This window comes from Glutamicibacter sp. (genome assembly GCF_032154645.1).
GTDB lineage: Bacteria > Actinomycetota > Actinomycetes > Actinomycetales > Micrococcaceae > Glutamicibacter.
The window spans coordinates 22726-47982 of record NZ_JALDXV010000008.1 but is presented as its reverse complement, the minus strand read 5'-3'; the positions used below and the strand labels follow the sequence as shown (position 1 = coordinate 47982).

Here is a 25257-nt window from a genome sequence, read left to right as displayed (position 1 = left end):
TTCTTTAGTAGGAGGTGTTTTCTGCCGGTTCACGGGTGGGGTTCTCGGACTCCCAGCGCGGACGCGGCACGGAGGCCAGCAGCGACTTGGTGTAATCGTGGGCCGGGTGGTTCAGCACCTGGCCAGTGGGGCCGGATTCAACGATGCAGCCGGACTGCACCACGACCAGCTCGTCGCAGATTTCTCCGACAATCCCCAGATCATGGCTGATGAACAGCACCGCCACCCCGTGTTCGCGGCGCAGCGTGTTCACCAGTTCAAGCACCTGGGCCTGAACCGAAACGTCCAGCGCGCTGGTGGCTTCATCGAGCACCAGCAGGCGCGGGTTCAGAGCCATGGCCTTGGCAATGGCGACGCGCTGGCGCTGGCCTCCCGACAGCTTGCGCGGCAGCAGGTTCGCGTGCTTTTCTTCCAGGCCCACGCTTTCAAGCAGTTCCTTGATGCGTGCCCGCATGGCCCTAGCATCCAGCTTGTAGTGCAGCTTCAGCACCCGCTCCAAGGCCTTGGCCGGGGTGATGCGTGAGTCAAGGGACTGGTATGGATCTTGGAAGACCATCTGCACCCGCGAAGCCCGGGCCAGTCGGCGTTCCTTGGCCGAGCCCTTTTCGCTCTGGTTGCCGGCAACACTCATGGTGCCCGAATCCAAATCCTCCAGGCCTGCAACGATGCGTCCCAGCGTGGACTTGCCGGACCCCGATTCGCCGACGATGGCCAGGCCCCCGCCAGCGGGGATGGAGATGGACACATCCTGGACCGCCTTCACCGCCGGCTGACCGTGCGGGTGGTAGGTCTTGAAGGCGTTCTCCACCTGGAGCACCGGCTGCGAGCCCTCGGACTCCGGCAGGCTGTGCACTCCCGCCGCCGGGCCCGAACGCATGGACGGGGTGGAGGCGATCAGCTTCTTGGTGTACTCGGCCACTGGCTGGGTGAACACCTGGCGGGTGTCTCCCGCTTCCTGTACCTCGCCGCGGCGCAGCACGTAGGTGCGGTCCGCGATGGATGCGGCCAGCGCAAGGTCGTGGGTGATGAACAGCATGCCCATCTGGCGTTCGCGCACGGCGGTGGACAACAGATCCATGACCGCCGCCTGGGTGGTGACGTCCAGGGCGGTGGTGGACTCGTCGCAGATCAGCAGCTGCGGATCGTTCATCAGCGCACCGGCAATCATCACGCGCTGCAGCATGCCGCCGGACAGCTCGTGCGGATACTGCTTCATGCGCGCCTCGGGGTTGGTCAATCCCATGGAGCCCAGCAGCTGCACTGCACGCTTCTCCAGCTGTGCACGGTTGGCCCCAGGCACCTGCATCATCGGTTCGATCAGGTGCGCTCCGAGGGTGCGCACCGGGTTGATCGAGGAGCGCGGGTCCTGGAACACCATGGCTGCGGTGTTGCGGCGCACCTGGCGCAGATCGGTCTTGGAGGCGCCGAGGATTTCGGTGCCGCCGAGCATGATGGAGCCGTGGGTCGTTGAATGGGAAGGAAGCAGGCCGAGCACCGCGCGGGCGGTCAGCGACTTGCCGGACCCGGATTCGCCGACCAGTGCGACGGTCTCCGAGTTGTTGATCTGCAGCGACACGTCGTGCAGCAGCCGGGTGGTCAGCCCGTTGACGCGGATGTCAATGCCCAGTGCATCGATTTCTAACAGGCTCATGCGAACGGGTCTCCCAACTTATCTGAAAGCCAACCACCAATTGAATTAACCGACACCACGATCAGCACCACTGCCAGCGAAGGAATGAACGCCGGCAGGAAGTTGCCTGCCACCAGTGCGCTCTGGCCCTCGTTGATCATGCTGCCCCAGTCGGGGGTCGGCGGCTGGATGCCCAGGCCTAGGAAGGACAGGGCCGCCAGCTCGACCAGCACGTAGCCGAAGTTCTGCGTGGTCTGCGAGCCGACGACGCCCATCACATTCGGCAGGACCGCGCGGGTGGCCACCCAGCCCGGGGCAAAGCCCTGCACCTGGTAGGCGGAAACGTACTGGCGGTTCTTTTCACCCGAAACCAGCTGTCGGGTCAATCGGCCGATATACGGCGTGTAGGCGATGGACATCGCGATGATCGGGGCGGTCAGGCCCTTGCCGAACAGCGCCACCGCAAGGATTGCCAGCAGCAGTGCGGGAAAGGCCAGCACGATGTCGAAGACGCGGGTGATCACCGCGTCGATGAATCCCCCGGCCCAGCCGGCCCACAGTCCCAGCAGTACCCCGAGGATGGTGGAGAGCAGGATGACGAAAATCGGGCCCGCCAGCGCTGTGCGGCCGCCATAGATCAGGCGGGAGAGCGTATCGCGGCCCAGCGCGTCGGTGCCCAGCAGGTGGGCCGCGCTCGGGGCGGAGTTCACGTTCAGCAGGTCGACCGCCGCCGGCGGGTAGGGCGCCACCAGCGGTGCGAAGATCGCGGCGAGGACCACGACAACAGCAAAAATGGTGGAAACCAGCAGACCCCAGCGGGTGCGGTGCAGGCTCAGGCGGCTGATCGCCTTGCGCGGTGCTTCTTGGATGCTCATCGGGCTCCCTTTCCTGCCTTCAGGCGTGGGTCAACTACCGGGCCGAGCAAATCAACCAGGGTGTTGATGGCGACGAATGCGGTGACGACGATCAGCACGATGGCCTGCACCACGGGGAAGTCAAGGCGGTCGACCGAGGACACCAGCAGGGATCCCAGGCCAGCCAGGCCGAAGGCCTGTTCAACGATGGCCGAGGACACCAGCAGGCCAGCGACCAGCAGGCCGGAGACCGTCATGATCGGGCCCAGCGAGTTGCGCAGCACGTGGCGGAAGACCACGGCTTTTTCGGTGACGCCGCGGGAGCGGGCCACCTCGACGTGTTCGCGGGAAAACTGCTCCATCATTGCCGAACGGGTCACGCGGCCCACCACCGCAATGAATGACAGCGCCAGCGCCAGCGACGGAAGCACCAGGTGGTAGACCATGTCCCAGAACCCTTCGCCGGAGCCGAAGGAGGGGAACATGCCCAGCTGGATGGAGAAGATCGCGATCAGCACGATCGCGCCGACGAAGGACGGGATGGCTGCCAGGGCGGACATGGTGGCGATGATGCTGCGGTCGATCCAGCTGCCGCGGAACAGGGCGGCGCAGATGCCCGCCGCCAGACCCAGCACCGCGATCATGAGACCTGCCATGACCACCAGGCCGAGGGTGACCGGCAGGCGGTCCAGAATCACATCGCTCACGTCCTGGCGGTACTGCAGCGAGCGGCCGAAGTCGCCGTGCAGCACACCGGTGATCCAGTTGATGTACTGCTGCACCGGAGGCTGGTCAAGACCGTAAATCGCCGTCACCTCGGCAATGGCCTCCGGGTTGGGGCTGCGCCCGCGCAGCAAAAAGCTGATCGGATCCCCCGGCACGAGCCAGCGGGAGAAGAACACGATCACCGATGAAATGAAGACGGTGAAGACGAAGCTGAACAGCTTCATGGCAATCATTTTCAGGTTTGCCAGCAGCATTGATTCTTTGTCTGCGCGCGCACGTGCCTCAGGCAGTGCTGTTGCGAGGTTACTTTGCGCCAATTTGGGCCGCCCAAGGGTAGTAGAGGTAGTTCACCGAAACGTCGGTTCCGGTCACCCGGTCGCTCATCCACAGCGTGGTGGGGGTTTCATACAACGGCAGCCATGGCAGCTGGTCGTTGAGGATCTGCTGCGCCTTGAGCACGTTCTTCGACTCCCCTTCGGGGTTCTTGCTGAACAGCGCCTGGTTCACAGCCTTGTCGTATTCTGCGTCGGAGAAATTGCCGTAGTTCGCAAAGTCTCCGGTGCGCAGGATCGAGAACATTTCCAGCGGGTTGCCCACCGAAAGGTACCAGTTGGTGAAGAACAGGTCGGTGCCTTCACGCGCGGCAGGATCGGAGAACAGCGAGGTGTAGGCATTCGGGGTGACGGTGTTGATCGTCGCCTTCAGCCCGATGGATTCCGCCGCCGCGGCGGTGGCCTGGGCCACCACGTTGAAGTTATTGCCCATCGGGGCGGTGGTGATGGTGATTTCCTTGCCTTCGGCCCCCGCCTGCTTCACCAGCTCCTTGGCCTTGTCCAGGTCATAGGGGTAGGCGTTGAGCTCGTCGAAGGCCTGTTTCTGCACCTGGTCGGGCTGTTGTCCCCAGACCGATTCGGAGGTCAGCGCGTCGGTAGCCGTCGCATATCCGGATTCGGCGGCCATAACCAGGCCGTTGCGGTCGATCGCACGCAGCAGCGCCTCGCGCACCCGCTGGTCCCCCAGGGGCCCTGCCGGATTGGAAACCACCAGGGAGCTGACCGCACAGTTGGTGCCGAAGTACATGTTTCCGGCTCCGGTAGCCTGCAGTTCGTTGATGGCGTTGGACGGAATCATCCAGCCGCCGTCGATCTCCCCCGACTTCAGCGCATTCACGCGGGCCACCGGATCGGTCATGATGACGAACTCGAGGTTCTTCGCCTTGGGTTTCAGGTCCTTGTCCCAGTACCTGTCGAAGCTTGAAAGCTTCAGCTTTTCGCCGCTGCTCCATTCATCGAGCTGGTATGGTCCGGTGCAGTTGACCCCGCCGCTGGCATTGCCGTAGTCGCCGCCCAGCTTCTTCAGCGTGGCCGCCGATTCAACCACGCCCGCGGCGCCGGAGAGCGATTCGTTGAGCAGTGCGTCGGGCTTCACCGTGGTGATGGTGACCTGGTTATCGCCAGTGGCTTTGATGCTCTTCACATTCGCGAAGACGCTGTACCAGGAGGAGCCGACGGCAGGATCCAGGTGGCGGTTCAGCGATGCCACAACGTCCTTGGGGGTCAGGGTGCTGCCGTCGTGGAACTTGACGTTCTCACGGATCGTGTAGACCCAGGCGGTAGGGGTGGGGTTCTCCCACTTTTCGGCGAGTCCCGGCGACACCGACAGGTCGGGGTTCAGGCGCAGCAGAGGTTCGCAGATGTTCGCCAGCACCTGGTTGTCCGAGTAGTCGAAGGCGTAGGCGTAATCCAGCGAGAACGGCTCGGAGTACAGCGACCACTTCAGGGTATCCAGCTCCCCGGCGGCCGCGGGGGTTGAATCGGTCAAGTTCATGACCGGCTTGTCGACCATGGTGCCGCTGGCCGAACCGCAGCTGGCAAGCATCAGCATGCTGGCAGCGGCGGCGGTGAGTTTCAGTGCGTTGTTCTTCATTGAACTGTGGTTCCTAGCGTGCGTTCACTGGTTCAGCCAGATCCGAGGCGCGGTAGACGCACTTGCCATCGATCCAGGTGGAGCGCACCTGGCTGCGGTAGATCTGCTCGGCAGGGACCTCGAAGGGGTTCGGTGCAACAACGACCAGGTCGGCGGCGAAGCCTTCGGCGATGTGCCCGGCAACCTCGTCGAAATGGTTTACGTAGGCGGTGCCGGAGGTGTACGCGGCGAGGATGGTCTTCAGGCTCAGGCATTGTGCTTCCCCGCCCAGGGGAACGCTCTGGTTTTCCGGGGCAATGCGGTTCACCGCCACATGCGATCCTTCCAGCGGGTTGGCGCTGGACACCGGCCAATCGCTGCCGGCGGCCAGGCGGGCGCCGCTGGCGTGGATCTCGCCGAAGGGGTACTGGCGGTCCTGGGCGCTGTGCGGCATGAACGGCAGGGTCAGCTCGTCGAGCTGGTCCTCGTGGCAGGCCCACAGCGGCTGCAGGTTTGCGGTGGCGTCCAGCTCGACGAAGCGGGCCGCGTCGTCCTTGCTGACGATCTGCAGGTGGGCCAGGTGGTGGCGGTTGGCCGAGGGGCCGTTGGCCTTGCGGGCAGCGGCCACAGCGTCCAAGGCGTCGCGCACCGCGCGGTCGCCCAGCGCATGGAAGTGAACCTGGAAGCCTTCCTTGTCCAGCGCGGTGACATAGGTGGCGAGGTCTTCGGCCGAGATGAAGGAGATGCCGTTGTTCTCGGTAGCATGGCCGCACTTGTCGCGGTAGGGCTCGATCATTGCCGCGGTGAAGTTCTCCGCAATGCCGTCGACCATGATCTTCACGGTGCCCAGGCTGTAGCGTTCAGGCAGGTTCAGGACCGCCGCCTGTTCACGCAGGGCAATCATGCCGGGAATTTGCTCCAGACCCTGGTCGCGCTTCCACCACTGGGCGCCGCGCACGCGCACGCGCAGGCTGCCCTCGGCAATGGCGCGCTCGTAAACGGTGGCCAGTGAGTCGGTGCCGTTGTATTCGTTGATCATTGCGTCCTGCCAGCCGGTGATGCCCTGGGCGAGCAGGTCTTCCTGGGCTCTGAGCAGGCCGGCGAGCGCGAAGTCTTCGGTGAGCTCCGGGGTGATCGCCTCAACTAGGCCCATGGCGCCTTCATGCAGGGTGCCTGCCGGGCTGCCGTCCTGAAGGCGTTCGATGCGTCCATCGGAGGGGTCAGCGGTTTGCGCGGTGATGCCTGCTCGGCGCAGCGCTTCCGAGTTGGCCCACATCGAGTGGTGGTCGCGGCTGTGGAATGCCACCGGACGATCGGGAACCACCGAATCGATCAGTGAGGCCAATGGTGCTCCGCCGGCGTAGTGGTCCATGGACCAGCCGCCACCGACAATCCATTCCTGCTCCGGGTTCGCCGCCGCGTAGGCGGCGATGGTGTCGATGACTTCCTGGACGCTCTGCGCCTCGGAGAGGTTGCACTGCAGCAGTTCGGTGCCGCCGGAGACCGGGTGCATGTGCGAGTCCTGGAAGCCGGGGGTCAGCAGTGCGCCGTCCAGATCAATCACTTCGGTGCTTGCGTCGATGAATTCGGCGGCCTGGGATTCTTCAACAACTGCACTGATTTTTCCGTCGTTGACCAGCACTACGTGGCCCGAGATGGGCTGGCCGGTACCGGTGAAGATGCTTCCATTGCGGAATGCGACCTGAGCTGCAGCAGACATCTGTGATCCTTCTCTCAAGAGCTTGTTGGGTAAGACACTATTGGATGATCAACGTGTCTGTCAACGGCGTTGACAGACACGTTGCCGCGAGAGAACCTTGGATGGCTGACAATTCGATTTCCAGCCCTAAATCCGACGTTGAAAGGACCGTGAACCACAGTGCCAGCCGTCCTTGGCCATCCCAAAAAACACGTCCTGGACCGGGAAGCATTCATCCGCTCCGGCCTGCGCTTGGCACTGAATTCCGCGGCCACCTCCCTGACCTACCGAGACATCGGCAAGGACCTCGGTGTGGACGCCACCGCAATCTATCGGCATTTTCGAACCCGCGAAGATTTCTTTGCCGCGCTGCTGGACCGCATCCTGCAGCAGGTTGTCGAACAAACCAAGACGCCGGTAGCGCAGTGGAAGCAGCGGCTCGTTGAATTTGCGCTGCACACCCTGCAGACCTTCAGGACCTACCCGCCGATTGCCGCGGTAGCTGGAACCGTCACTACCCGCGGGCCAGGAGAACTGGCCTGCATGGAACTGATGCTCGAATGCTTCGCCCGGGCGGGGTTGAGCGGAGCGGAGTTGGCCGGGCAGTACGCGCGCTTCGTCTCCTATGTCATCTCCAGCTCCACCGGCCTGGCTAGGGAAAATCTCGATGGCTCAGCATCAAGCTCCCCCGCATGGTTTGCTGGGGAACTCGTCACCGATCCGGGGCGCCACCGGCTGACCTCCGCGCTGCAGGATGAAATCCTGAAGCTCGATAATGAATCGCTTTTTCTCGCCGGAGCAGCCCAAATCATCGACGCCGCAACCGCAAAGGGCCATCACCTTTCATCGACTGAAAGGTAATGGCCCTTTGGGCGCAGGATTCAGCTATTTGGCACCCAGCTGTGCCGCCCACGGGTAGTACAAGAAGTTCACCGAAGGCGAGGGGCCGCTGACCTTGTCACTCATCCACAGGTAGTTCGGCGTCTCGTAGAGCGGAAGCCATGGAATCTGCTCGTTGGTGATCTTCTGCGAGGTCAACGACTTCTTGAAGCGTTCCTGCTGGTCCATGGTCTCAAGCGCGGCATTCGTATTCGCATCGAATGCCTTGTCGGACCAATTTCCATAATTGGAGAAGTCTCCGGTGCGCAGAATGGAGAACATCTCCAGCGGATCACCGATGGAAAGATACCAGCTGGTGAAGTACAAATCTGTGCCCTTGCGCGCCTCGGGATCCGAGAACAGTGCAGAGTAGGCATTCGGGGTCACCGTATTGATCTTCGCCTTCAGCCCAATGGACTCTGCGGCAGCCGCCGTAGCCTGGGCAACTACAGCGAAGTCATTGCCCATGGGGGCGGTGGTGATGGTGATCTCCTGGCCCTTGACCCCCTGCTCTTCGATGATCTTGGTGGCGGCGTCCAGATCATATGGATAGTCCTGCAAATTCTCGAAGGCTTCCTTGGCGGTAGCCTCATCGGCCTGCGCCCACACCGATTCGTTGGTGAACGAGTTCGTCGGCTTGCCATAGCCCATGGTTGCGGCTTGGGCCAGACCATTGCGGTCGATGGCCATCAGCAGCGCCTTGCGCACCTCCGGCTTGCCGAGCGGACCTTCGAGGTTGGAGACCACCAGCATCTGCGTGGCGGAGTTTGGCCCGAAGTACATTTGACCTGAGCCCGAACCCTTGAGCTCATCGATGGCGTTGGCAGGAACGAGCCAGCTTCCGTCCACCTCGCCGGACTTCATCGCATTCACGCGCGCCACCGGGTCGGTCATGATGACGAAGTCAAGATTCTTGGTCTTGGCCTTCAGATCCTTATCCCAGTAGTTGTCATAGCGAGTCAGCGAGATCTTCTCGCCGCTCTGCCACTTGCCAAAGGCGAATGGGCCGGTGCAATTCACCCCGCCCTTGGCGTTGCCGTAGTCTCGACCCACTTTTTTCAGGGTCTTCGCCGATTCAACGACACCGGCCGCCCCGGACATCGATTCTGCGAAGAGGGCATCTGGAATCTTAGTGGTGACGGTGACTTCGTTGTCACCGGTCTTCTTGATGCTCTTGACGTTCTGGTAGACGGAGTACCAGAAGGAGCCCACCGCTGGATCCATGTGGCGGCTCATCGACGCCACGACGTCATCCGCGGTCATGGTGCCGCCATCGTGGAAGGTCACGCCGTCACGGATGGTGAAGACCCACGTCGTGGGGCTGGTGTTCTTCCATTCGGTAGCAAGGCCCGGGGAAACCGACAGGTCCGGATTCAAGCGCAGCAAAGATTCGCAGACATTGGAGAGCACCTGGTTATCCGCATAGTCGAAGGCGTAGGCGTAGTCCAGCGACATTGGTTCCGCATAGGTCGCCCAGGTGACCTGATCCAGCTCACCACTGGCGGCGGCTGTCTGATCTGTAATTTCGTACTTCGGCCCGTCAGCGTTCTTCGCCTGGTTGGCGGAACCACCACAGGCGGTGAGCGCCAAGGCGGCACTGGCCACCACCGCCACGGTTGCTAGCTTCGTTCTCATTCCGGTCTCCCTCGCTGCGAGCTATACCTCGAAGTGCACATTCCCCATGAGGCCGTCGCGATCAATTGTGACGCCCGTCTCTTCGAGTGTTTAGCTAAGAGACTAAGCAAAGGTAAATAATGATGTCAATGGTGTTGACAAGATTGCTGTCAAAGATGAAATGTAAGATGACCGGGGAGAAGCATTCGGTATTCCAGATCAAGAGGAAGTAGGCAACATGGCAACCAAAGCATCAAGCAAGCGCGGAGCGAAAGCCTCGCTTGACCGCGAAGCCTACGTTGCCGCCGCCCTGCGCCTGGCGTCGCGGCAGACCACCACCAACCTCACCTTCCGCGAGCTGGGAACAGAGATGGGCGTCGATCCAACCGCGATCTACCGCCACTTCCTGAACAAAGATTCGCTCATGCAGGAGCTGCTGGATCGGGCGTTCAAGATGGCGCTGCAACGGCTGCAGACACCCATCGAACAGTGGGATCTGTGCCTTGAGGAATTCGCCGTGCACACCCTGGATGTCTTCTTGGAGCACCCGGCGATCGCTGCTTCCGCAACGGTATTGACCACCAGCGGCCAGGGCGAACTCGACAGCATCGAATTAATGCTCGGCTGCTTCTCTCAGGCAGGATTGGAGGGCAAGGCTCTGGCCGAGCAATATGCCATCTTCGGATCCTACGTCCTCTCCGGGGCTGCAAGCCTGGCCATCAGCCACGTCGAAGCCTCGGATCCGGAAGGCAGAGAATGGTTCAGCGGTCCGCTGCTGGCCGACCCCCGCACCACCCCGTTGGTCAGCTCGCTGCGCAATGAGATCCTTGAACTCGACCACCGGGAGATCTTCATCTCCGGGGCCCGGCAGATCATTCGGGCCGCCAGAGCCTAGCCCTCAGGAGATACCGTCCATGCGGTAGCCAATGCCCGAGGCTGTAGAGATGAATACCGGCTTGGCCGGATTGACCTCGATCTTCTTGCGCAGCTGCGAGATATACAAGCGCAGGTACCCGCTGTCCATGGCGTGCTCGGTCCCCCAGATCGCTGTCAACAAATCCTGGCGGGTCACCACCTTGCCGACATTGCGGATCAAGATCTCCAGCACCTGCCATTCCGTAGGCGTCAGCGAGATTCCTTTGATGCCTTCTGGACCTTCCCGAGTCACGATGCGCGCCGCCAGATCAACCGTCACCGGCCCCAGCTTGACAACAGGGACGCTCTCGTCGCTTCGGATGCGCCGAGTCAGCGCCCGCAGCCGGGCCAGCAGCTCCTCGATGGAAAAGGGCTTGGTGATGTAGTCGTCCGCTCCCGCGTCGAGGGCCTGGACCTTGTCGGTGGGGCTGGTGCGCCCCGACAACACCAGAATCGGCGCCTGCGACCAGCCACGGATTCCCTGGATGACCTCGACCCCGTCAAGCCCCGGCATGCCCAAATCCAGCAGAAACAGATCAGGCTGATGTTCAATGGCCGCGTTCAGTGCCGTAGTGCCGTCGGCGGCGGTAATGATCGTGTATTTCTTCGCGGTGAGGGTGATGCGCAGTGCGCGCAGAATCTGCTGGTCATCGTCGGCGATGAGTATTTTCATGAATCCTCCTGCAGTTCTTCTGCTCCTGGGCCCTTGCGCTGAACCCGAGGAAGCGAGATCACCATGGTCAGGCCGCCGCCAGGGGTTTCTTCGGGTACCAGTTTTCCATGCATCGCCTCGACAAAGCCGCGAGCCAACGCCAACCCAAGGCCCAGACCAGTCGAGTTGTCGGTATCCCCCAACCGCTGGAAGGGTACGAAAACATCCTCCAACCGTTCGGCAGGAATCCCGGGACCGTTATCCACCACACGGATTTCCAGCGTTTCCAGGAAGACGCTCGTGGTGATCAGCGTCGGCGAACCTTCTGGCTGATGGCGCAGGGCATTGGTCAGCAGGTTGACCACCACCCGCTGCAGCAACGCCGAGTCGCAATCGATGTCGTTCTCCTCATGGCCCAGGTTCACGCGCACCAATGCTGGCCCCGGATTCAGCTCGTCAAGGGCACCGGCTATAACACTGGCGGGATCGGTGGGCACGGTGATCAGGCTGATCACCCCGGCCTGCAGCCGGGTGACATCCAGCAGGTCGTTGACCAGCTCGGACAGGGAGGCAAGACTTAGACGGGCAGCGTCGATCAGCTCGGCCCGGTCATCCGCAGAGAGTTCATCGCCTACTTCCTTCAGCCCTCCCACAGCGGCGGTCGCCGCGGCCAGCGGCCGTCGTAGGTCATGGCTGAGTGCGGAGAGCAGCGCGCCGCGGATCTTGTCCGAGGCGGCCAGCGGTTCAATCTGCTCGGCCGCCTGCCTCAGGCGCTCGCGCTCCAGCGCGGACTCAAGCTGGGAAACGATCACCGACAACAACCGGCGTTCCGAACCAGATAAGTCCCTGCCCTCGATCTGCAGCGTTGTGTCATCGGTCAGCGGAATCACCGCCGGTTCGGCTTGGGCTTCCGTCTGGCCGCTGCTGGCCAGTACCGTGTCGTCCGCGAGCACCTGCACGCGGGCCAGGCCGAAGACCTCCCGAGTTTGCTCCACCAGCGCGCTGACAGGGTCCTCGCGTTCAAGCACCGTGTTGGCCACCATCTGGATCAGCTCGGATTCGGCGCTCGAACGTCTGGCTTGCCGCGAACGCCTTGCCGAAAGGTCCACGACAACGCTGACCACGATGGCCACCAGCACGTAGAGCACCAGCGCCAGCGCATGCAGCGGCTCGGCGATGGTGATCGTATACAGCGGAGAGACAAAGAAGTAGTCAAGGGTCAGCCCGGAGAGCACCGCGGCAAAGATCGCCGGCCAGAAACCGCCGACCAGCGCGACCAGCACCACCAGCAACTGGTAGGAAAGCACGTCGCTGGTGATCGACTCGGCACTGCGGAAGACGGACAGGAACCAGGTCAGCAGTGGGCCTGCGAGCAGCGCGAAGACGAACCCCACGACCTGGCGCTTGAGCGACAGGGCACCGCCCAGGGGCGGCAGCGTGAACCTGCCGCCGGCCGCAGCGTGGGTCACGATGTGCACGTCCAGGTCCCCCGATTCCCGGATCACCGTGGCGCCGATGCCTGGCCCGCTCAGCGCCGCCGCGATCCGTCCACGACGGCTGACACCGATGATCAGCTGGGTCGCGTTCAAGGACTTGGCGAATTCAACTAGGGCCTGCGGCACATCGTCCCCGACGATCTGGTGGAAGGTGCCGCCCAGCTTCTGCACCAGGGCGCGCTGCTGGGCCAGGGCCGCAGGATTCAGCGGCTCCAGCCCGTCCTGCCCGGTGACGTGCACGGCGAACAGCTCGCCGCCGGCCGAACGGGCTGCCACCCGTGCGCCGCGGCGCAGCAGCGTTTCACCCTCGGGGCCTCCGGGAAGGGCCACGACCACGCGCTCGCGGGCTTCCCACGTGGCCTCGATGCGATGCTCGCTGCGGTAGGCCTGCAGCGCCTGGTCCACCTCGTCGGCAAGCCAGAGCAGCGCAAGCTCGCGCAGTGCTGTGAGATTACCCAGGCGGAAGTAGTTGGACAGGGCAGCGTCGATGCGTTCAGCGGGATAGACCACCCCGCCTGCCAGCCTGTCGCGCAGCGCCTGCGGTGCCAGGTCGATGACCTCGATCTGGTCGGCGCGGCGCAGGAAGCTGTCGGGCAGCGTCTCGCGCTGCGGCACCCCGGTGATCTTTTCCACCACATCGTTCAGCGATTCGATATGCTGAATGTTCACCGTGGTGATCACGTCGATGCCGGCCTCCAGCAGTTCATCCACGTCCTGCCAGCGTTTGTCATTGCGCGAGCCGGGAACATTTGTATGCGCCAGTTCGTCCACCAGTGCGATCCGCGGATGCACCGACAGCACCGCGTCAATGTCCATCTCCGCCAGGTCCACACCCTGATAGTTGACCAGCTGGCGGGGTATGACCGGAATCTGCCCCACGCGGCCGGCGGTGCCGGCCCGGCCGTGGGTCTCGACGAACCCGATCTGCACATCGTGCCCGTCCTCGATGAGCCGCTGCCCTTCCTCGAGCATTGCGTAGGTCTTGCCTACGCCCGGGGCCGCCCCAAGCAGCACCCTGAGCCGACCCCTTGCGCCCATCACTTATCCTCGCTGTATCTGGTCCAGCGCAAGATTCAGCTCAAGCACCTGGACCACCGGCTCGCCGAGATAACCAAGGTCGGGAGCTTTGGTGTACTTTTCCACCAATGCTCGAACCTTAGCAATATCAAGCCCACGGGCCGTGGCAACACGCTCCTGCTGGATCTGCGCATAGTGCGTGCTGATATGGGGATCCAGCCCGGAAGAGGAGGCGGTCAGCGCATCCGCCGGCACCTGAGATTCCGGCACCGAGTTGAACTCGGCGATGTTCTTCTTCCGCTGCGCAATCTGCTCGATGAGCTCCGGATTCTCCGGGCCCAGGTTGCTTCCCGAGGAGGATGCGCCGTCGTAGCCGTCGCCGGCGGCCGAGGGACGGGTCTGGAAGTACTGTGGCAGCGGCTTGCCCTGCTGATCGGTGAAGGCCTGCCCGATCAGCGCCGAACCGACGGTGTCCCCCTGCTGGTTGGTGATCATTGACCCGTTGGCCTGGGCGGGCAGGATCAGCTGCCCGATCCCGGTGATCAGCGTCGTGTACCCCATGCCGAGCACCAGGGTCAGCACCGCGATGGCCCGTACCGAGGCAAGGGCCGTGCGGCTGGAGGAACTGCTGAAGAATTTCATGGTGTTTCCTTGAGTTTCAGGTAGTTAGAATCCGGGGATGAAGCGGACCAGCTGGTCGATCAGCCAGATGCCGATGAACGGCGTGATGATGCCGCCCAGCCCGTAGATCATGATGTTGCGGCCCAGGGTCTTGGCCGCGTTCATCGGACGGTACTTCACACCGCGCAGCGCCAGCGGCACCAGGAAGACGATGACTATCGCGTTGAAGATCACCGCTGAGAGCACCGCCGAGGCTGGCGAGTGCAAGCCCATGATGTTCAGCGCCTGCAGCCCCGGCAGGGCGCCGACGAAGATCGCCGGGATGATCGCGAAGTACTTGGCGATGTCATTGGCGATGGAGAAGGTGGTCAGCGCGCCGCGGGTGATCAGCAGCTGCTTGCCGATGGCGACGATGTCGATGAGCTTGGTCGGATCCGAATCCAGGTCCACCATGTTGCCCGCCTCCTTGGCCGCGGAGGTGCCGGTGTTCATCGCCACGCCCACATCTGCCTGGGCCAGGGCCGGGGCGTCGTTGGTGCCGTCCCCCGTCATCGCCACCAGCGCTCCGCCTTCCTGCTCGCGGCGGATGTAGTCGAGCTTCTGCTCCGGGGTGGCCTCGGCCAGGTAGTCATCCACCCCGGCCTCTGCGGCGATGGCTGCGGCGGTCATCGGGTTGTCTCCCGTGACCATGACGGTGCGGATGCCCATGGTGCGCAGTTGCTCGAAGCGCTGCGGCAGGCCCTCCTTGACGATGTCCTTCAGGTGGATCACCCCGAGGATTTCACCGTATCCGGTACCCTGCCGGCTGGCCACCACCAGCGGGGTGCCGCCGGAGACCGAAATGTGCGTGACGAGCTCATCCAGCTCGGCTGCCTGCACCGGCGCCACCTGCCCGCCGTCTTCCCGCAGCCAGGTGAGGATCGCGGAGGATGCCCCCTTGCGGATGCTGGTGCCGTCGGCAAGGTCAATTCCGGACATGCGGGTCTGTGCCGAGAACGGGACCACCTGGCTGTGCGCCTCGGGCTGCACGTCGATGCCCAGCTCATGGCCTAGGTCCACTATCGATTTCCCCTCCGGAGTGGGGTCTGCCAGCGAGCTGTACACGGCCGCCTGCATTATCGACTCCCTGCGCACCCCGGTCAGCTCCGCGAAGGCGCTGGCGCGACGGTTGCCGTAGGTGATGGTGCCGGTCTTATCCAACAGCAGCGTGGTCACATCTCCCGCCGCTTCCACGGCACGACCTGACATCGCCAGCACATTGCGCTGCACCAGCCGGTCCATGCCGGCGATCCCGATGGCGCTGAGCAGCGCACCGATGGTCGTGGGTATCAGGCAGACCAGCAGCACGACGAGCACCGTGAGGCTCGCGGGACTCGCCGGATAGGAGGCGATGGGATTCAGCGTGAGCACCACCGCGACGAACACGATGGACAGCGAGGAGAGCAGGATGTTCAGCGCGATCTCATTGGGGGTGCGGGCCCGGGAGGCGCCCTCGACCAGGGAGATCATCCGGTCCACAAAGGTCTCGCCGGGACGGGAAGTAATCTTCACGACGATTCGGTCCGAGAGCACCCGGGTACCTCCGGTGACCGCCGAGCGGTCGCCTCCGGCCTCGCGGACCACCGGGGCTGATTCGCCGGTGATCGCCGATTCGTCCACGCTGGCGATCCCCCAGATGACATCCCCGTCGCCCGGGACCAGCTGCCCCGCGGACACTACGACCGTGTCGCCCAGGCTCAGGTCGGCCGAGGATACTTCACGCAGCGATGCCTGCAGCGCCCCCGGGTCCTGCAACTGGTCATAGCCTTCCGGTACGAACGCGGGGGTGCTGGTTCGGGTCTTGCGCAGGGATTCGGCCTGGGCCTTGCCGCGGCCCTCGGCGATCGACTCGGCCAGGTTGGCGAAGAGCACCGTCAGCCAGAGCCACAGCGCCACCGTGGCGGTGAATGACACCGGGACGTGCGTGCCGCCGGAGGATTGCGGCCCGCCGGTGAAGGGCTCGGCCACGGCAATCATGCTGGTCAGGCAGGCGCCGATCCAGACCAGGAACATCACCGGGTTGCGCCACTGCAGCCGTGGATCCAGCTTCTTGAACATGCCCGGCAGCGCCGCGCGGATCTGTTCCCAGGACAGGAGCTTTGCTCGGCCTGTCTGTGGTTGCTGGTCCGGTTCCATGCGCGGCTGCGACGGCTTGATTTGGGTGGTAGACATGGTGCTTACATCAGCCCTTCTGCGATGGGTGCAAGTGCCAGCACCGGGAAGAACACCAGTGCGGTGACTAGGACCGCGGTTCCTGCGGTCAGCGAGATGAATAGTGGTCGGTGGGTGGGCAGGGTGCCGGCGTTGGCCGGGACCTTGTCCTGGGCGGCGAAGGAACCTGCCAGGGCCAGCACCAGCGCGATCGGAATGAACCTGCCCAACAGCATCGCAACGGCGATCGAAGCGGTGAGCCACGGGGTTGAGGCGTCCAGCCCGGCAAAGGCGGACCCGTTGTTGTTGGCTCCCGAGGCGAAGGCATAGAGAACCTCGGACAGCCCGTGGGATCCGGTGTTCGCCAGCGATTCGTTGACGATGCTGCTTTTCAGCGCCGGCACGCCGAAGCTCAGCGCCACGCCGGAGAGCACCAGCAGCGGCATCACCAGGATGTAGAGGCTCGCCAGCTTCATCTGGCTCGGGCCGATCTTCTTGCCTAGGTATTCGGGGGTGCGCCCCACCAGCAGGCCCGCTAGGAACACCGCGATAACGGCGATGACCAGCATGCCGTAGAGCCCCGAGCCCACGCCGCCCGGGGCGATCTCGCCCAACAGCATGTTCAACATCTGCATCATGCCGCCCAGCGAGGTGTAGGAATCGTGCATCGAGTTCACCGCGCCGGTGGAGGTCAACGTGGTGGTCGCCGCGAAGATCACCGACTGCACCAGGCCGAAGCGGGTTTCCTTGCCTTCCATCGCGGCGCCGGCAAGATCCGGGGCGTTGCCGTGGCCTGAGAATTCAAAGGCCGCCAGCGCGGCCATCGATCCGAGGTACAGCACCGCCATCGTGGCGAGGATCGCGTAGCCCTGCCGTTTGTCGCCCACCATGGTGCCGAAGGTGCGCGGCAGCGAGAAGGGAATCAGCAGGATCAGGAAGCATTCGAACAGGCTGGTCCACCCGGTGGGATTCTCAAAGGGATGCGAGGAGTTCGCGTTGTAGAAGCCGCCGCCGTTGGTGCCCAGCTCCTTGATGACTTCCTGCGATGCCACCGGACCGCCGGGGATCAGTTGTTGCCCTCCGGTCAGCGTGTGCACCTGGGTAAAGCCATTGAAGTTCTGAATGACGCCGGCGCCGACCAGCACCAGTGCGCCGAGAATGGAGATCGGCAGCAAGATGCGCAGCGATCCCCTGACCAGATCCACCCAGAAGTTCCCGATCACCCCGCTCTTGCGGTACGCCAGGCCTCGGATCAATGCCACCGCCACGGCCATGCCGGTGGCAGCGGAGACGAAATTCTGCACCGTCAGCCCCGCCAGCTGCACCGAGTAGGACAGGGTCTCCCCCGAGTAGGCCTGCCAGTTGGTATTGGCAACGAAGGAGGCGGCGGTGTTGAAGGCGATGGACGGATCAACGTTGTCGCTGCCCAGCGAATAGGGCAGCCAGCGCTGCACGCGCTGCAGCAGATACAACAGCAGCAGTCCGGCCAGGGAGAAGTACAGCACCGCCCGCAGATACGCGCGCCAGGATTGCTGCTTGGCCGGGTCTACGCCCATGGCGGCATAGGCCCAGCGTTCCACCCGCCAATTCTTCGCGGAGCTGTAGACCCACGCCATGTAATCGCCCATGGGGCGGTACAGCAGTGCCAACGGTAGGGCGAGCGTCGCGATGCTCGCAGCAAGTGAAGCCCACAGCATTAGAACCGCTCCGGCTTCACGAGTGCGATGAACAGGTAGATGACAGCAGCGGTTCCGAGCACCGCAGCCACGACGTCGAAAACGATCACAGCTTCTGCACCGCCTTAGCTACGAAGGCCACGGCAGCGAACAGCAGGATCGCTCCCAGCACATAGACAATGTCAAGCAAAACAGAACCTCTATCGATGCGAATCAATCAGCCGCAGGTGCTGCGGCTAGACGCTCAGTGCAAGCGTCAGCATCTATGTAGCGCCCTGCGGCGATCGACTGCCAAGCATCCTAACGGAACACATACAGCCGGATTCGGCCCTGCCTCAGAATCCCCGAAATGCGTCCTAACGGTTTCTTAACGTCGTACAGCCCCGCCGCGGGTTCTCCCACAACGAGGCCGTTCTCCGTAATCAACCGCTGGTTTACTGCACCGACACGATGGCTGCGACGGTGCCACCGCCCTCGGGTCCCTGGTGGAATGCGGCGTTGGAGATGTACATGATCGTGTCCTGCATGAAGACGGAGTAAGCTCCGGCCACCGCCGCCTTCAGCTCATTGAAATAGGCGGGGTTCTGCCCCTGGTGCACCTGGCGTCGGCCTCGCAGCCTGCCGTCCACCGGTGTTCCGACCTTCACGTAAAGCGCCTTGACTCGGGCCCGCTGCTGCGCGGTGAGGATCGCACCGTCGGCGATGTCCATCCCCGCGGCGCGCAGTGCTCGATGCAGGGCGGTGATATCCAGCAGGTCGTGCATCACCGCATGCCCCACGCGCAGGTTTCCCCCGGCCGCGGCACTGTTGCCCATCAGCAGTACCTGGGCGCGGTCGTTCTCATTGCCTGCCGAGCAGGAGGCGATCGGTGAAAACAGCGTTCCGTCAAAGCCGATGGCTGATTCTTCGGGCAGGGCGATGGCACCGGTGGCCACGGCGATGCCCAGGGCGGCTCCGCCGGTGGTCTGGGCCGTGGCATGGGCTCGGTCGAAGGGTTCGATGTGCACGCCGCGGGCAGCCGCCTCATCAATGTCTGCCGCCGAAACACCACGATTCTTCGTCAGCACATATTCCGCGTCTTCCGGCGCGATCCCTGCCTGACGCGCTGCACGGCGCACGATGCCTGCCACCTGTTCGACGATCTGTCTCTTGCCCACCCACTCGGGCAGGATCGGTTCCGACAGGGCGGTGCCGAGGGTCAGCCGAGGCTTCCCAACAGGGCCTTCCCATGGGCTGCGCGTGTAGATTGCAAGGTGCGGGGTCAGGATCCCTACCCCGCCGTAGGAGAGCACGAACGGAATCTGTTCCACGTGGTCTTCGGGCAGCTTGGCAGTATCGGTGAGTAGTCGGCGCACGGACGCCATGGCCTTGCCGCGGCTGTTTTCACTGGGAGTATTTCCCTCGACTTTGCCGGTGACGGCAACGATGTGCGCAGGGTCGATCACACCGTCGCTGATTAAATTGGAAAGAACCGTGGTATCGGTGTTTCGTGTTCCAGTGGTGCGGTGAAAATGTCGATGGCAGTCGCCATGGACTGCTGGCTAGGGTCGCTCACAAACACCAATGCTATGCCAAGACAAAATAAGCCAAACACATAAGTACCTTGCCTCTAAAGGGTGCCGGTGGATTCAACCGACGGGGCGGCTTCCCTTGCTCAAACTGGGTTTCCACCGAGTGTGGCGGTCAAACCTCTTCCACTGGGATATCTTGAAAGCGCACAGCAGGTCAAAGAAAAGGCGAACGAAAGCATGGCTCACCGCGCACGCAGCAACCGAAAGCTGCCGATCCGTCGCCAACACTGCGGCAGAAGTTTCCGCTACTTCGATTCTCAGAAAGTGATCGAAGAACCTGCCACGCTCCAGCGGATCGAGGACCTATCGATCCCACCTGCTTGGCGAGACGTTGAAATTTCGCTCAGCCCGCGAGCGAAGGTTCAAGTACGAGGCGTCGATGCGGCCGGCCGTACCCAAACGATCTACCACCCTGCATTTCGCGCACGTCGAGAGCGGGAGAAATTCGACAAGCTAGTGGAATTCGGGCGGGCCTTACCGCAGCTGCGAAAGCAGGTGCAGCGGGACCTGCGACGCAGACCCGACGATCGGACATGGGTCACCGCTTGCTTGGTGCTGTTGATTGACGAGCACCTGTTACGGGTTGGATCCCCCACCTATGCCAAGGGTCATCAGTCCTTCGGCGCCAGCACCCTGCGTCGCAAACACGTCCGAACCGAAGGCAAGCATGTTGTACTTTCCTTTGGCGGTAAAAGTGGACAACAGCACCGCATCAAAATAGTCGATAAACAGGTTGAACACTTGGTTTTGGAACTGTGCAACCGACCGGGCTATGAGCTATTTACCTATCTTGATGCAGAAGATCATTCCCATCTGATGCAGCCGCACCAAGTAAACGCGTATCTATCCCAATATCTGGGAGAAGGCTTCACAGCCAAGGATTTTCGCACCTGGGGCGGGACCCTTGCAGGATTCGTTTCATTGCTCGATGCCCCTGCGAAAACCGACGCAGACGAACTGAAACAGATCCTCCTCGAAGCCGCAAGCCTGCGGCTGGGGAACACCGTGGCTATTGCGCAGTCGTCGTACGTCGATCCACGGGTGATCGAGCTGGCGGGTGACGCCGCTCGCTTAGCTACACTGCGTCGCTCGCGCGCACACTTCAAAGCGCGCGCCCATATGGACGCGAATCACCAAGCCCTCGTCTCATTTCTGCGCCGAACGCCAGTAAACGAGAACTAGTCACCGTCAGCGTCATCGAGGTGAATGACGCTGGCGACATGGACGCTCTCCACATCGCTGCCGGTGATGTCCGCAACCGATGCTCGCACGAGGTCTTGGGCTTCCTGTGCCGTTGCCCCTTCGCCCAGCGCCGCCTTAAGCTGCGGCACGGTGGCCATAAACGCGTCGTCGTCGCTGATGGAGCGAATTTCAACATCGATGTTCATGCACCGATTATGAGGGTCCCGGAATGGCTGGGCAAGGCCTAGTAGTTCATGCCCCTCGAGGCGACGTCCCAGCGTTCCACAGAGTCATCCGGGTGCACTGCAAGCACCGAATCCACCAAGTTCACCGCGATGCACACGTGGTTGGGAATCACGCGCAGCAGCGTTCCGTGCGCCGGAAGTTCCTGCTCCTCGGGCCACTGCACCGTTGCGTGGTGTTCCGACAACGCGGTAATCCTTGCCTCCGGGCATTCCACGACGCGCCCGAATCCGCTGGCCCATCCGGGGCGGTCGGCCCCCAGAACCTTGCTACCTGCATCCACCACAATGCGGCGCGGGATCTGCTCATCGCCCTCATGGCGGCTGACAACTGTAGTTGCCACCGACAGCGCGATGTCATCCCATTTGGTGCGGCCAAGCTCGAACTGCTGGGCGTCCCCGAAGACGTAGACTCCCGGGCGGACTTCGGTGAGCACCGAGCAGTCGCTCAGCTCTGCCGTTGGCGTTGAACCACCGCTGATGCGTTTGATGTTGTGTCCGGCTTCGCGCAGCAGGAAGGCCGCTTCCGCCAGTGCCTTGTGCTCGTCGTTGATCGCACTGTCCATGGCCGCAGGTGCATAGCTGTGTCCCGGGAAGGTGAAGACTCCGTGGACCTTCAGCCCTAAATCCCTGGCTGCGTTGGCAATTTCTACAGCCTGCGCAGGAGAAACACCGCTGCGATGGTGTCCACTGTCGATCTCGATCATCAGCTTGACCTTTGGAGCCTTCTCGCCCAGCATTTTTGCGGTCTGCGCAACTGCCTCCACGGAGTCGGTGCCGATGCTCAGCTTGGCCCGCTTCATCAATTCAAGGATCCGCTTGGCCGAAGATTCGTTGATCCACAGCGGGTAGGCGATGAAGATTTTAGGCACGCCGTGCAGTGCAAAGCTCAACGCCTCACCCACGGTGGCGACGGTGAGTCCCGAGGCTCCCCCGTCGAGCTGGCGCTGTGCCACCTCGTGCATCTTGTGGGTCTTGGCATGTGGACGCAGCTTCAGCCCCTGACTTGCCACTCGGTGGGCTACACGGGAAATGTTCCGTTCAAGTTTTGCTACATCAATCAAGATCTCAGGCGTATTGATGCCTGCAGGAATATTGCCCACTGCTACCTTTTCATTGCTCATTCGTGCCCGTGCACCACGAAACATTTCCGCAGGACAGAATACAGCAGGAAGTTTTCTGAAACCTGTGACCGGTTATCTGCCCATTGCCCCGGGAGAGTTGCGCAGTTTGGTAGACAGCTCGTGCGCATGGTGCAGCAGCAGCCTTCCCAATTCCTTGCGCCGCGGCGCCTCGAACCTCGATTGGATACCCGTCAGGCTCAACGCCCATGCCGGCTGCCCCGATGCATCGAACACCGCGGCGCCCATCCCCCAGCTCCCCTCGACGATCAGTCCGGGGTTCACCGAGTAGCCAAGAGTCCTCGTTTCGGCGACCTTTGCCCGCAGTGCCTTGGCTGAATGGGCGGCCCCATATTCCGGGACTAGATTGTTGTTCTTCAGGTAGTCTTCGACCTCCGCTTCGGGAAGAAACGCAAGAATGGCGATCCCTGCGGATGCCACACCCAGCGGGAAGCGCCGCCCCTCGTAGAGAACAAATGAACGCACGGGGAATGCTCCGTCCTGACGCACCAAGCAAACGGTTTCATCCCCGCGTCGCGCTGAAAGAAAGGCACTTTCACCGGTGGCATCGGCCAGCGCTGCAACATGTTCGCGGGCCAGTTCGCTGATGTCGTAGCGTTCGGCGGCAACGGCGCCCATGAGATACAGTTCCGGACCCAGCAGCCAATGTCCCGTTTCTTGGTCGTGGTCGCAGAATCCTTCGGCGACCAGGGCAGTGAGCAGCCGGTGCACCGTCGGCCTAGGTAGCGCAGTTTTTTGGGCGACCTGTGTGGTGGTGATCCCCTGCGGCATGGAGGTGCTCACCGCGCGCAGCACGGCTGCGAGTCTGCCTACTACCTGGGCTCCGGCGAGAGTTGTACTCATTAGAACATTATGTGCGAGTCACCCCCGATAGACGAAGTTCAGGTTCATGGTGTGGGCACACAGTAGAGTGTGACCATGATGCACGAAGGTGAATTGAGCATCGACGCACCTGCGGTTGAAAAACTCGTCGCTGCCGCGTTCCCGCATTTGGCCCATGAACCGGTGCGCCGAGTCGACTCGATTGGGACGGTCAATGCACTGTTCCGAATTGGCAGCTTTCACGCTGCTCGCTTCCCCTTGCTTCCGGTGCTGCCGGTCGAGCTTGAAAATGAAATGACTGCAACCACGCAACTGGCAGAGATTGCTCCTTTGCCGGTGGCCCGTATCCTCGAAATCGTGCCAGCCAGTTCCACCTATCCCTCGGCGTGGTCGCTGCAGTCCTGGGTGCCGGGGAGAACCGCAGATTCGATAAATCTCGGCGATACCGGCCACGAGCTCCTGGTGCACGACTTCGCTCGGCTGATCTCGGCATTTCGGGCGCATCCGGTTTCAGGGCGGGAGTTTGACGGCAACGGGCGCGGCGGACGATTCGCCGAGCATCATCAGTGGGTCGAGCATTGTCTGGAACAAAGCAGCCATCTTTTCGACACCCAGGCGGTGCGAACGCTGTGGGCACGGCTGACCGCGGTGGACCCGCCCAAGGTTTTGGTGCTCTCGCACCGGGATCTGCTTCCGGCGAATCTCATCATGGATGACACAGCCGCGGGGCTGCGTTTAGCCGGAGTCATTGACGGCGGCGCCTTCGGGCCGGCAGACCCTGCATTGGATTTGATCGTTGCATGGAACTTGTTCGGGCAGCAGGACCGCCGAATGCTGCGCAAACTGCTGCACTGCACGGATGCGCAGTGGCACCGTGCGGCGGCTTGGGCGTTGGAACAGTCGGTCGGTCTTGGCTGGTATTACGAGCAGAGCAATCCGCAAATGTGCGCGCTGGGGCTTGAAACTATTGACCGTTTGCTGGCAGATCTAGATCTTCGCTAGCCTGCTCTGAGATACTGCGGCTCATGGAATCGAACTTTCAGTTGACCATCGACTGCAACAATCCTCAGGCAATGGTGGATTTTTGGGCCCCGGCGCTTGGCTACGTGCCAGAGCCTGCACCTGAACCGCATGCGACATGACGGGCCTATTGGGAGGCTTCGGGCGTACCTGCCGAGGAGCTGCCAGATGGCGCAGGCGACATCCCCGAATCGATCGTCGACCCCCAAGGTAGGGGGCCGCGCATCTGGTTTCAGCTGGTCCCCGAGGAGAAGACGATCAAGAACCGTTGGCATTTCGACCTGAAGGTGTCCGGCAGCCGCGAGGTTCCGGTCAATGACCGCAAGGCCCGCATCACCGAAGTTGTGGCCCAGCTCGTCGAGTCCGGCGCGGTGCTCACCGCAGTTAATGACCATCCGGAAATGAATCACTATGCCGTGGCGATGAAGGATCCGGAAGGCAATGAATTCGATGTGGTTTAGCCAGAACTACATTTGTGTGCCTTCGGAATCCTCGACTTCAAAATCACGCAGTTCCTCCTCGATCGCTTTACGGGCCGCAAAAACTGCGGCTGGTAAGCCCAATTCAAAAGCTTCCCGGAAACGGCTTGGAGGGATTGAAACGCTGATACCTGCAATGCCATGATTCCAGCGGTCGCGAATCACAACACCCAGGGCATTAATACCTGCCTCTGATTCTTCGAGGTTCAGGGCAAACCCCATCTTTCGAGCTGTTTTCAGCTCATTGGCCAACGCGAGAAACCACGTCTGAGAAAATGGCGTCTGGTTGATCCGTGCTTCACGTGCATATAAGTCCTCCACGGACTGCGCATCCAACTGAGCCAGCATCGCCTTTCCCGCGGAGGTAGCGCTGGCAGGCATCACCTCGCCTTGCCGATCGCCAACCCGCAAAGGACGAGATCCTTGAACTGATGCGAGGAAGCGGACTTGGGTACCAGCCAAAACCATCAGGTTGACTGTCTCGTCGATTTCTTTGTTCAGCTTCTGCAGGTGGGGAAGAACTCTAGTGCGCAGTTCAGCCGTCCAACTAATCCCGGCTGGTGCAACGCCCAATGAGGGTCCTGGTATGTAGCGTTGCTTCGAATCTTGTTCAGCGAATCCTCGATAGACCAACATGGCCATCAGCCGATGCGCCGTGGATCGTGAAATGCCGAGTTGAAGAGCGGCGTCGGAAAGTCGGATAGCTCCAAAATCTCGCAGCAGTTCAATCAGCGCAAGCGCATTGTCCACCGATTCAATCGGATAGGCAGGTTGCTTCCTTCGGAATTTCTTAAACTGCATATTCCGAAGCATACGGTCAATTCCAAGAATGTGACCCATAAGATTCTGCTAGGCAGAACTGTATGGTGTTTGCCCGCGTGCAAACTTTAGCCTCAGTTAGATTGAGAATTCACCTCGTTCTATC

At 62.2% G+C, this 25257-nt stretch carries 22 protein-coding genes and 1 pseudogene; 6 read left to right on the top strand and 17 right to left on the bottom strand.

The window, feature by feature from the left end:
• Nucleotides 1–4 precede the first annotated feature (4 nt).
• From RUH64_RS08710 to RUH64_RS08690, 5 genes are read right to left on the bottom strand one after another with little or no spacing between them, the layout of a single operon-like run.
• Nucleotides 5–1651, bottom strand: a complete 1647-nt coding sequence (locus RUH64_RS08710) for an ABC transporter ATP-binding protein (protein WP_313812841.1) — start codon at nucleotides 1649–1651, stop codon at nucleotides 5–7.
• Nucleotides 1648–2505 (bottom strand): ABC transporter permease, encoded by an 858-nt coding sequence (locus RUH64_RS08705; RefSeq protein ID WP_313812840.1) that lies wholly within the window; start codon nucleotides 2503–2505, stop codon nucleotides 1648–1650. The genes RUH64_RS08710 and RUH64_RS08705 overlap by 4 nt, the downstream gene beginning before the upstream one ends.
• The gene (locus tag RUH64_RS08700) at nucleotides 2502–3464 is read right to left on the bottom strand and encodes an ABC transporter permease (RefSeq protein ID WP_313812839.1); all 963 of its coding nucleotides are present in this window, start codon (nucleotides 3462–3464) and stop codon (nucleotides 2502–2504) included. Before RUH64_RS08700 ends, RUH64_RS08705 begins: the two co-directional genes overlap by 4 nt.
• A 49-nt stretch (nucleotides 3465–3513) precedes the next feature.
• Nucleotides 3514–5136 (bottom strand): ABC transporter substrate-binding protein, encoded by a 1623-nt coding sequence (locus RUH64_RS08695; RefSeq protein WP_313812838.1) that lies wholly within the window; start codon nucleotides 5134–5136, stop codon nucleotides 3514–3516.
• Between the two features lie 13 nt (nucleotides 5137–5149).
• Complete coding sequence (locus tag RUH64_RS08690; protein ID WP_313812837.1) at nucleotides 5150–6835, bottom strand: amidohydrolase; 1686 nt, start codon at nucleotides 6833–6835, stop codon at nucleotides 5150–5152.
• 159 nt (nucleotides 6836–6994) lie between these two features.
• On the opposite strand from RUH64_RS08690, the gene RUH64_RS08685 reads away from it, so the two are divergent.
• A complete protein-coding gene (locus RUH64_RS08685; RefSeq protein WP_313812836.1) occupies nucleotides 6995–7675 on the top strand; it encodes a TetR/AcrR family transcriptional regulator in 681 nt (226 codons plus the stop codon).
• Nucleotides 7676–7699: 24 nt separating this feature from the next.
• Here the strand turns inward: RUH64_RS08685 and RUH64_RS08680 are convergent, their stop codons facing one another.
• Nucleotides 7700–9328 (bottom strand): ABC transporter substrate-binding protein, encoded by a 1629-nt coding sequence (locus RUH64_RS08680; protein ID WP_313812835.1) that lies wholly within the window; start codon nucleotides 9326–9328, stop codon nucleotides 7700–7702.
• A gap of 217 nt (nucleotides 9329–9545) precedes the next feature.
• Here RUH64_RS08680 and RUH64_RS08675 point away from each other — a divergent pair, with 217 nt between their 5' ends.
• On the top strand, nucleotides 9546–10202 hold the full coding sequence (locus RUH64_RS08675; RefSeq protein WP_313812834.1) for a TetR/AcrR family transcriptional regulator: 657 nt from the start codon (nucleotides 9546–9548) through the stop codon (nucleotides 10200–10202).
• A gap of 3 nt (nucleotides 10203–10205) precedes the next feature.
• On the opposite strand, the gene RUH64_RS08670 is transcribed toward RUH64_RS08675, so the two are convergent.
• The 7 genes and pseudogenes from RUH64_RS08670 to RUH64_RS08640 all read right to left on the bottom strand — a co-directional run.
• Complete coding sequence (locus tag RUH64_RS08670) at nucleotides 10206–10895, bottom strand: response regulator transcription factor (RefSeq protein ID WP_313812833.1); 690 nt, start codon at nucleotides 10893–10895, stop codon at nucleotides 10206–10208.
• Complete coding sequence (locus RUH64_RS08665; RefSeq protein WP_313812832.1) at nucleotides 10892–13408, bottom strand: ATP-binding protein; 2517 nt, start codon at nucleotides 13406–13408, stop codon at nucleotides 10892–10894. The genes RUH64_RS08670 and RUH64_RS08665 overlap by 4 nt, the downstream gene beginning before the upstream one ends.
• Before the next feature lie 3 nt (nucleotides 13409–13411).
• Nucleotides 13412–14029 carry a potassium-transporting ATPase subunit KdpC gene (gene kdpC, locus RUH64_RS08660; protein ID WP_313812831.1) on the bottom strand — a complete coding sequence of 206 codons (618 nt, stop codon included), beginning with the start codon at nucleotides 14027–14029 and terminating at the stop codon, nucleotides 13412–13414.
• A 24-nt stretch (nucleotides 14030–14053) separates the two neighbouring features.
• Entirely contained in the window at nucleotides 14054–16183 is a 2130-nt protein-coding gene (gene kdpB / locus RUH64_RS08655) for a potassium-transporting ATPase subunit KdpB (protein ID WP_313812937.1), read from the bottom strand.
• Between the two features lie 41 nt (nucleotides 16184–16224).
• Nucleotides 16225–17895: a potassium-transporting ATPase subunit KdpA gene (kdpA, locus tag RUH64_RS08650; protein ID WP_313812830.1), complete on the bottom strand. Its 1671-nt coding sequence runs from the start codon at nucleotides 17893–17895 to the stop codon at nucleotides 16225–16227.
• Nucleotides 17895–17984: a potassium-transporting ATPase subunit F gene (locus RUH64_RS08645; protein WP_313812829.1), complete on the bottom strand. Its 90-nt coding sequence runs from the start codon at nucleotides 17982–17984 to the stop codon at nucleotides 17895–17897. The genes kdpA and RUH64_RS08645 overlap by 1 nt, the downstream gene beginning before the upstream one ends.
• A 324-nt stretch (nucleotides 17985–18308) precedes the next feature.
• Nucleotides 18309–19370: pseudogene (locus RUH64_RS08640) on the bottom strand (ring-opening amidohydrolase); the annotation flags it as partial.
• A gap of 126 nt (nucleotides 19371–19496) precedes the next feature.
• On the opposite strand from RUH64_RS08640, the gene RUH64_RS08635 reads away from it, so the two are divergent.
• A complete protein-coding gene (locus tag RUH64_RS08635) occupies nucleotides 19497–20627 on the top strand; it encodes a DNA topoisomerase IB (RefSeq protein ID WP_313812828.1) in 1131 nt (376 codons plus the stop codon).
• Here RUH64_RS08635 and RUH64_RS08630 read toward each other — a convergent pair.
• From RUH64_RS08630 to RUH64_RS08620, 3 genes are all read right to left on the bottom strand, one after another.
• The gene (locus RUH64_RS08630) at nucleotides 20624–20833 is read right to left on the bottom strand and encodes a hypothetical protein (RefSeq protein WP_313812827.1); all 210 of its coding nucleotides are present in this window, start codon (nucleotides 20831–20833) and stop codon (nucleotides 20624–20626) included. The genes RUH64_RS08635 and RUH64_RS08630 overlap by 4 nt on opposite strands.
• Nucleotides 20834–20871: 38 nt before the next feature.
• On the bottom strand, nucleotides 20872–21993 hold the full coding sequence (locus tag RUH64_RS08625; RefSeq protein WP_313812826.1) for an alanine racemase: 1122 nt from the start codon (nucleotides 21991–21993) through the stop codon (nucleotides 20872–20874).
• Between the two features lie 72 nt (nucleotides 21994–22065).
• A complete protein-coding gene (locus tag RUH64_RS08620) occupies nucleotides 22066–22854 on the bottom strand; it encodes an IclR family transcriptional regulator (protein ID WP_313812825.1) in 789 nt (262 codons plus the stop codon).
• 75 nt (nucleotides 22855–22929) lie between these two features.
• On the opposite strand from RUH64_RS08620, the gene RUH64_RS08615 reads away from it, so the two are divergent.
• Genes RUH64_RS08615 through RUH64_RS08605 form a run of 3 tightly spaced genes read left to right on the top strand, consistent with a single transcriptional unit; the run spans nucleotide 22930 to nucleotide 24314 of the window.
• Entirely contained in the window at nucleotides 22930–23835 is a 906-nt protein-coding gene (locus RUH64_RS08615; protein ID WP_313812824.1) for a phosphotransferase, read from the top strand.
• A gap of 23 nt (nucleotides 23836–23858) precedes the next feature.
• Nucleotides 23859–23975, top strand: coding sequence for a VOC family protein (locus tag RUH64_RS08610; RefSeq protein WP_313812823.1), 117 nt, complete (start codon nucleotides 23859–23861; stop codon nucleotides 23973–23975).
• A 39-nt stretch (nucleotides 23976–24014) separates the two neighbouring features.
• On the top strand, nucleotides 24015–24314 hold the full coding sequence (locus RUH64_RS08605) for a VOC family protein (RefSeq protein WP_396276001.1): 300 nt from the start codon (nucleotides 24015–24017) through the stop codon (nucleotides 24312–24314).
• Nucleotides 24315–24320: 6 nt separating this feature from the next.
• Here RUH64_RS08605 and RUH64_RS08600 read toward each other — a convergent pair whose 3' ends face one another.
• The gene (locus RUH64_RS08600; protein ID WP_313812822.1) at nucleotides 24321–25133 is read right to left on the bottom strand and encodes an IclR family transcriptional regulator; all 813 of its coding nucleotides are present in this window, start codon (nucleotides 25131–25133) and stop codon (nucleotides 24321–24323) included.
• Nucleotides 25134–25257 lie beyond the last annotated feature (124 nt).

Bases quoted from the DNA above. Each gene is read 5' to 3' on its own strand.
- RUH64_RS08670 (WP_313812833.1), bottom strand. From the start codon at position 10,895: ATGAAAATACTCATCGCCGACGATGACCAGCAGATTCTGCGCGCACTG.
- RUH64_RS08710 (WP_313812841.1), bottom strand. From the start codon at position 1,651: ATGAGCCTGTTAGAAATCGATGCACTGGGCATTGACATCCGCGTCAAC.
- RUH64_RS08680 (WP_313812835.1), bottom strand. From the start codon at position 9,328: ATGAGAACGAAGCTAGCAACCGTGGCGGTGGTGGCCAGTGCCGCCTTG.
- RUH64_RS08700 (WP_313812839.1), bottom strand. From the start codon at position 3,464: ATGCTGCTGGCAAACCTGAAAATGATTGCCATGAAGCTGTTCAGCTTC.
- RUH64_RS08610 (WP_313812823.1), top strand. From the start codon at position 23,859: ATGGAATCGAACTTTCAGTTGACCATCGACTGCAACAATCCTCAGGCA.
- kdpB (WP_313812937.1), bottom strand. From the start codon at position 16,183: ATGGAACCGGACCAGCAACCACAGACAGGCCGAGCAAAGCTCCTGTCC.
- RUH64_RS08665 (WP_313812832.1), bottom strand. From the start codon at position 13,408: ATGGGCGCAAGGGGTCGGCTCAGGGTGCTGCTTGGGGCGGCCCCGGGC.
- kdpC (WP_313812831.1), bottom strand. From the start codon at position 14,029: ATGAAATTCTTCAGCAGTTCCTCCAGCCGCACGGCCCTTGCCTCGGTA.
- RUH64_RS08625 (WP_313812826.1), bottom strand. From the start codon at position 21,993: ATGAGCAATGAAAAGGTAGCAGTGGGCAATATTCCTGCAGGCATCAAT.
- kdpA (WP_313812830.1), bottom strand. From the start codon at position 17,895: ATGCTGTGGGCTTCACTTGCTGCGAGCATCGCGACGCTCGCCCTACCG.
- RUH64_RS08675 (WP_313812834.1), top strand. From the start codon at position 9,546: ATGGCAACCAAAGCATCAAGCAAGCGCGGAGCGAAAGCCTCGCTTGAC.
- RUH64_RS08600 (WP_313812822.1), bottom strand. From the start codon at position 25,133: ATGCAGTTTAAGAAATTCCGAAGGAAGCAACCTGCCTATCCGATTGAA.
- RUH64_RS08630 (WP_313812827.1), bottom strand. From the start codon at position 20,833: ATGAACATCGATGTTGAAATTCGCTCCATCAGCGACGACGACGCGTTT.
- RUH64_RS08615 (WP_313812824.1), top strand. From the start codon at position 22,930: ATGATGCACGAAGGTGAATTGAGCATCGACGCACCTGCGGTTGAAAAA.
- RUH64_RS08620 (WP_313812825.1), bottom strand. From the start codon at position 22,854: ATGAGTACAACTCTCGCCGGAGCCCAGGTAGTAGGCAGACTCGCAGCC.
- RUH64_RS08695 (WP_313812838.1), bottom strand. From the start codon at position 5,136: ATGAAGAACAACGCACTGAAACTCACCGCCGCCGCTGCCAGCATGCTG.
- RUH64_RS08705 (WP_313812840.1), bottom strand. From the start codon at position 2,505: ATGAGCATCCAAGAAGCACCGCGCAAGGCGATCAGCCGCCTGAGCCTG.
- RUH64_RS08690 (WP_313812837.1), bottom strand. From the start codon at position 6,835: ATGTCTGCTGCAGCTCAGGTCGCATTCCGCAATGGAAGCATCTTCACC.